Origin of the sequence: Arcobacter sp. CECT 8985 (genome assembly GCF_004116495.1) — a bacterium.
GTDB lineage: Bacteria > Campylobacterota > Campylobacteria > Campylobacterales > Arcobacteraceae > Malaciobacter.
The window spans coordinates 25342-32213 of the sequence record NZ_PDKC01000030.1 but is presented as its reverse complement, the minus strand read 5'-3'; the positions used below and the strand labels follow the sequence as shown (position 1 = coordinate 32213).

At 24.9% G+C, this 6872-nt stretch carries 5 protein-coding genes; all 5 read right to left on the bottom strand.

Going from position 1 to position 6872, the window contains the following annotated elements; translation table 11 throughout:
- Positions 1-182 (bottom strand): hypothetical protein (locus CRU93_RS11530; RefSeq protein ID WP_164967675.1); only part of this gene is annotated, 182 nt, incomplete at its 3' end.
- Positions 183-192: 10 nt separating this feature from the next.
- Positions 193-1440: an ankyrin repeat domain-containing protein gene (locus CRU93_RS11525; protein ID WP_129104352.1), complete on the bottom strand. Its 1248-nt coding sequence runs from the start codon at positions 1438-1440 to the stop codon at positions 193-195.
- A 5-nt stretch (positions 1441-1445) separates the two neighbouring features.
- Entirely contained in the window at positions 1446-2897 is a 1452-nt protein-coding gene (locus CRU93_RS11520; RefSeq protein ID WP_129104351.1) for an HlyD family type I secretion periplasmic adaptor subunit, read from the bottom strand.
- 1 nt (position 2898) lies between these two features.
- On the bottom strand, positions 2899-5058 hold the full coding sequence (locus CRU93_RS11515) for a type I secretion system permease/ATPase (RefSeq protein ID WP_129104350.1): 2160 nt from the start codon (positions 5056-5058) through the stop codon (positions 2899-2901).
- Between the two features lie 61 nt (positions 5059-5119).
- A complete protein-coding gene (locus CRU93_RS11510; RefSeq protein WP_129104349.1) occupies positions 5120-6853 on the bottom strand; it encodes a TolC family protein in 1734 nt (577 codons plus the stop codon).
- Positions 6854-6872 lie beyond the last annotated feature (19 nt).

Genomic DNA, 6872 nt, shown 5'->3' with positions numbered 1-6872 from the left:
GAATTATAATTTTTAATTAAAACTAAATCATCATAAATAACAGGAATCTGATCTTTATTAGTTTTTACATTATGAAGTCCATATTTATCATTTTGATTTACTATTTGTAAATCTTTATTTGAAGTACATCCTATAAGTAAAATACCAATAAATAACCCACCTAATAAACTTCTAATGTTCATAATTATCCCCTTATTTTTTAGTTACTTCTATTTTAAATATTATTTTATTCATATTTTGTACTTCTGAACTTTTTAATTCTTCAGGAAAAATATTTTTTTCAATCCACATAACATTACTGCTTATTATGCTACTTTTTATATTTTTTAAATATTGATAAACTTTTTCTGCACTAGCGATATTCCCTTCATCTTTAGAAACTTTTTCATTTGAAACAATAATAACATTTACAATTTGATCTTCATATTTTTTTATTACTGAAATATATTTTGGAATAAATTGATCTAAAATAATTTTAAAGTCTGTTTTTATTTTATCTTCATAAAAAAAACTTTTTTTATTTTTAAATGTTATTTCAAGATTATTTTCATCAAAAGTTGCATTCCACACTGGCAATTCAACTTTTATTTGATTATATAAATCTTTATATAAATCATCCAAAACATAAATAGAAATGTCCTCTTGTTTTATATCTTGGTAATCATCATATGAAGCCATTACACTTAATGAATATGAACCATTGTCTAATTTATCATCAATTTTAGCACACCAAGTGTTACCTTTAATTTTTGCATTGTATGTTTTATCTTTTAAAGACAAAATTATTTTTTTTACATTTAAATCAATCAGGTCTCCACAAATTTTTGGTTTTTTATTATTTATTGATGTATAATTATCAACACTAATTAAATCTTTTTTTCGGATAGTTAAATCTTTTTTATCTTGATTTATTTTTTCATCATCTTTAGAAGTTAATGCATTAATTTTAGTATGTAATGCTTCATTTTCTTTACATAATAACTCTTTATTATCTGAATTAATTAATTCAAGTAAAAATTCATTATCAATTTTTTTTATATAATCTTTAGTTGATAAATTAAATTTATCTTTTATATTTATATTTGCACCTTTACAAATCAAAATCTTTGTCATATCTATATATTTGCTTTTTATTGCATCTAAAAGTGCCGTATCTTTAAAATCATCTTTTTCATCAATTTTTGTTAAATTATTATTTAAAAGATATTTAGCAAGTTCAATATAATTATATCTTGCAGCTATATGTAATGGAGTGTATCCATAATTATCTTTTTGATTTATATTATTTTTTGAAATTAATTGTTTTACTTTATCAAAATTATTTGTTCTTAAAGCCATTGACAAGTTATTATTAACTATAACTTTTTTATTTTCAAAATTAGGAGCTACACATCCACTTATAAAAATCAAAAGAAAAAAAATAAAAAGATATCTAATCATAAATTTTACCTTTCAGTAAATGCATTTTGTTTCACTTTTAAAATTGGTTTTAAAATGAAATCTAATATTGTTTTTTTACCTGTAATAATATCTACAGTTGCAACCATTCCTGGGATAATTGGAAGTCTTTTACCATCTTTCTCTAAATAGTTTTTATCTGTTTTTACTAAAACCCTATAATAACTTTTTTGGTCTTTTGACTCTTTATCTACAATACTATCTGCAGAAATATCTACAATTTTTCCTTCTAATCCACCATATATAGAAAAATCATATGCAGTAATTTTAACAATTGCTTTATGACTTGGATTTATAAAGGCAATATCTTTTGGATCAATTTTTGCTTCTACTAGTAAACTATTACTATTTGGTACAATCTCAACTAAATCCATACCAGATTGAACTACACCACCAATTGTATTTAAATATATCTGTTTTACAATACCATCAACAGGTGATTTTATGATTGTTTTTGCAACTTTATCTTTATCAGATATTAGTTTTGCTTCTACTTTATTTAATTCCCCAACTGTTTTTTGTAAAGTATCAGAAGCTTCTCTTTTAAAAGTATTTATTTTCTCTTCAATTTTAAACTTTGCTTCATTTATTGCAAGTTTTGATTTATGTACAGAAAGTAATGCAGAATCCAAATCACCACTAGTTTTGTTATACTCTTTTTCAATATTTAAAACATCATATTTTGACTTAGCACCTTTTTGAGCTAACATCTGGATTGTTCGTCTTTGTTCTTTAATAATTCTAAAACTTTTTCTTAAGTTTTTAATTGTATATCTTACTTCTTTAAGCTCTTGTTGTTTTTGTCTATATTGATTTTTTAATACATCAATAGAAGATTTCAACTCATTATATTGACTTTTTAAAAGACTTCTTTCAGATTCAGCATAATCTTTACCATCTTTTATAACTTCTTTTGGAAATTTTAATTTTGGAAGAGGTTTATTTATATCTATATTTGCTTCAGCTTCTAATCTTTCTTTAACTGCTAGTAAACTTAAATATGCTTCTTTATTTTCATCAAATAATGCTCTAAATCTTGTAGTGTCAATTTTCAATAAAGGATCACCTTTTTTTACTTGTTGCCCCTCTTTTATTAGAATTTTAGAGATTATTCCTCCATCAAAAGATTGCACTTTTTGAATTTTGTCATAAGGAATAACTTTACCTTGACCTTTTGCTTGTTCATCAATTTTTGCAAATGCTGCCCAAAGTACAAAAAGAGTCAAAACACTAATAACAACAGTAAATACTACTTTTGATACATATGTTGGCTCTTCATTTGCATAACTATAACTTGTATATACAAAATCTAAATCCTCTTTTTCATTTCCATTTAAGCCATATATATCTTTTATCCATGTTTTAAGAGTTCTTCTTTTTTTACTCTTTTTATTAGAAGTATTATTATGATTTTTAAATTTATTTTCTTGCTCTTTCATTTTACTTACTCATTTTATTAAATACTTCTTCTTTAGGACCATCTAGTATAATTTGTCCATTTTCTACAATAATAACTCTATTAACTAATCTTAAAAGCGATGTTTTATGAGTTACAACAATTAAAGTTTTATCCTCTACAATTTTTTCTACTCTATCTATAAACATTTTTTCAGTTTGTCTATCCATTGAATTTGTTGGCTCATCTAACATTAAAATATTTGGATTTGAGATAAGTGCTCTTGCAAGAGTAACTGATTGTCTCTCTCCTCCACTTAAACCTTCACCTCTTTCACCAACAACTAAATCATATCCAGCTTCATGCTTTCCTAAAAAATCATCAAGTCCTGCTACTTTTGAAGCTCTTAATAACTCTTCATCTGAAACATATTGCTCACCAATTGTAATATTATCTTTTATTGTTCCCATAAATAAAAATGGTTCTTGAGGAACTGAACCAATGGATTGTCTCAAATCAACAGGATCAATTTGTCTAATATCAACTCCATCAACTAATACTGATCCTTTTGTTGGTTCATAAAGATTCAACAATAGCTTTAAAAGTGTAGATTTACCTGAACCAATTTTCCCCAAAATAGCAACTCTTTCACCTTGTTTTATTGTTAAGTTTATATCTTTTAAAGTTTGGTGGTTTTGATTTTTATACGAAAATTGAACATCTTTAAACTCAATCGTTCCTGCTAAATTTGGTCTACTTATATATGATTTATTTTCTTTTTCAACTGGCATATTCATAACCTCATCAAGATTATTTAAAGATAACATTGTTTTATCATATTTTATAATCATCCCAACAAGTTGCGAAACTGGTGCAATTACTCTTCCATTTAACATCATAGAAGCAATAATAGCACCCATAGTCATTTCACCTTTCCCTGCTAAATAAACACCCGATGCAACTATTAAAATATTAGAAAATTGTGAAATAAATGCAGTTAAAAATGTAATAGTTTGAGATAAAAACTGTCCTTTATCTGAATAATGTGTTGTTTTATTTACAGCTTGATCCCAATGCGTTCTCATTCTATTTTGAGCTCTAATACTTTTAATAATTTCAAGACCAGTTACTGTTTCTATTAAAGTAGTATGTTTTATCTGCTCTTCTTTTACAGAGTTTTCAATTATCTCTTTTAATGGTCTTTGAATATACCACGAAATTCCAACAGATAATAAAACTGTAAGAATTGTAATATAGCCTAAAGGTCCACCAATATAAAAAATAACAGTAATAAAAATAATAATAAAAGGAAAATCAACAGCTGCAGCAATACTAGCACTTGTAAAAAACTCTCTAACACTTTCAAAAGATTGTAATCTACTTACAAATTGTCCCGTTGAAGAAGGTTTTGCATCTATTTTAATGTTTAATAATTGATTAAATATATTGTTTGAGATTAAAGTATCTGCTCTTTTACTTGCAAGCCCTAAAAAATATGAACGCAGAAGTTTTAGAATAAAATCAAATATCATTGCTAAAGAAATACCAAAAAAAAGTGCCCATAAAGTTTCCATAGCATTATTTGGAAGAACTCTATCATAAACATTCATAGTAAATAATGGTGTTGCTAATATAAGCATATTTACAAATAATGATACAATAACTACTTGTTTATATATTCCTTTATTTCTTCTTAATGTACCCCAAAACCACTCTTTTGGTTGTTCTACAAGAACTTCATTTTCAACTCTATTATTAAAATTAAATTCTGGCTTGACAATTATTAATTCACCTGTATATTCTGATTCTAATTTTTCTAAAGTAAGATTTGTAACACCAGAACTAAGTCCTGGTATAATAACTTCAACACTCTTTGCTTCAATATCATAATCTAGTAAAATACAAGCTCTACCTTTTCCTAAAATAAGAACAGAAGGTAAAGCTAGTTTTGTAATATTGGGAATTGCTCTTTTTACAACTTTTGTTGTTAATCCAATTCTATTTGCTGCTTGCAAGAACATATCTGTGTTCATTGAAGACTTATGAATTGGTAATCCAAAAGTCAAAGATTGGTGAGAAGTCTCTCTTTTGTGATACTTAGATAAAAAGACAAGACACTCTAATAAATCATCTACTTGTCTTCTATCTTTTAGATTTTTTAATGTACTATCTTCTTTTTTTTCATCTAAATTTTCACTACTCACAAAAAGGTACCGCCTTATTAGTTATACTTAGAATAAAGTCTTTGATGCTTTGATATATTATCTATACTATATATGGATTAGAAGATAATATATTTTTTGGTAAATTATTTAAAGCCTCTTTTGCTTCACTATATTTACTAAATATACCTAATAATACCTTTGAATTCTTTTTATTTTTTCCAAATCCAAATGTAATAACTTTCTTTTTTAAATTATTTTTTTCTAAATATTTATCTAAATATTTTGTTTCAACAGTTGAAATATTCATTGTATAATCATTTGAAGGAGTATTCATTAATTTTCCTATAATATTATTATTTTCTTTTTTTACTGTTTGTTTTTTTTTAAATGTATGAAGTTTACTTGTTGAAGTACTTACTTTTTCTTCATTGAAATTTACTGAATTATCAGTTTGTAAAAGATCTTTTAACTCATCAGAAAATTCTTCTTGTTTTTTGTCAGGACTTATTTTATAAACTCTTGGTTTTATTTTACTACAATCTTGATTTTGTGATACCAAAATAGTATCACCTAAATTTGAAAGAGTATATAGTAAATCATAATAATTTTCATATAAAGCATATTCTCTTTCAATTAAACTTTCTGTTGATTGATATAGCTCTGTTTGTGCATTCAAAATATCAACAAATGTTCTTGTTCCAGCTTCAAATTCATTTTTGTAAACTTCTACTATATTTGCATTTGCATCTACATATTTTTTAAGTACTTCAACTCTTTTTTTATTATTTAGATAATGAAAATATTTATCTTTTGCATCTTTAATTATCTTGTTAGTAATCTCATCTAATGTCTTTTTTTGTTCTTGTAAAAAAAGTTTTTCTTTAGAGGCTGTAGCTTTATTAGCTCCCCCATTAAATAAGTTCCAATTAAAATTTAATCTTGCATAATGTTCATCTTCTACACCATCACCATCTAACTCAATATCATTATCTTTACTAGTTTTTAATTCAAATGTAATTGTAGGTAAAAATGCAGCTTTATTTTGTGCTATTTTTTCCCTTTGAATTTTTATTTTTTCTAATTGTTCTTTTATTTCATAATTATTTAATACTGCTTTTTTTATAACAGTTGTAAGTTTATTTGGAATTATTTTTTCATTTATTACAGGTCTACATACAGGAGTTTTTACATCTTCTCCCACATATTTTTTTAAAGCATTTAATTGTTCTTGTTTGCTACTTTTTTCTTCAAAAAGCTTATCTTTTGCAAAATATAGTTTTGATGATACTTGATATGTTTCTAAAACCTCACCACTAATTTCTTCTTTTTCTTTTGCAATTGTTAAATTATTTTCGTTTGTTTTAATCATAGCTTTTGATAAAGCAATTAGTTCATTAAACTTAACTAAAGAAGTATATGCTTTTGAAGTTTCTAATACAGTATTTTCAATTGCATTTAAACTTCTATATTTATTTGATAGATCTTGATGTGTCATCTCTCTTATTTCACTAGGAGTTAATCCTCCATCGTATATTAATTGCTTTAAAGTTAGTCCAACATTATAACCATGTTTCGTCGTATCAGTATCTTCTCTATCACTTTTATATTTATCTTTAACCCTTGATTTTTCTATAAATGCACTTAAATCTAAAGTTGGAAGATATTTGCTTTCTTTTTCATCAACATAATATTTATATGCTTCTTGATTTTTTCTTTCCGCAATTATATCAGGATTTGAAACCAATGTTTTTTCAACACTTTCTTTTAAACTCATTGCATTCAAAGTAGAAATCAACAATGAAAATAAACAGAAGATTACTAATAACTTTTTCATGTCATACCTTTTTTTAAAA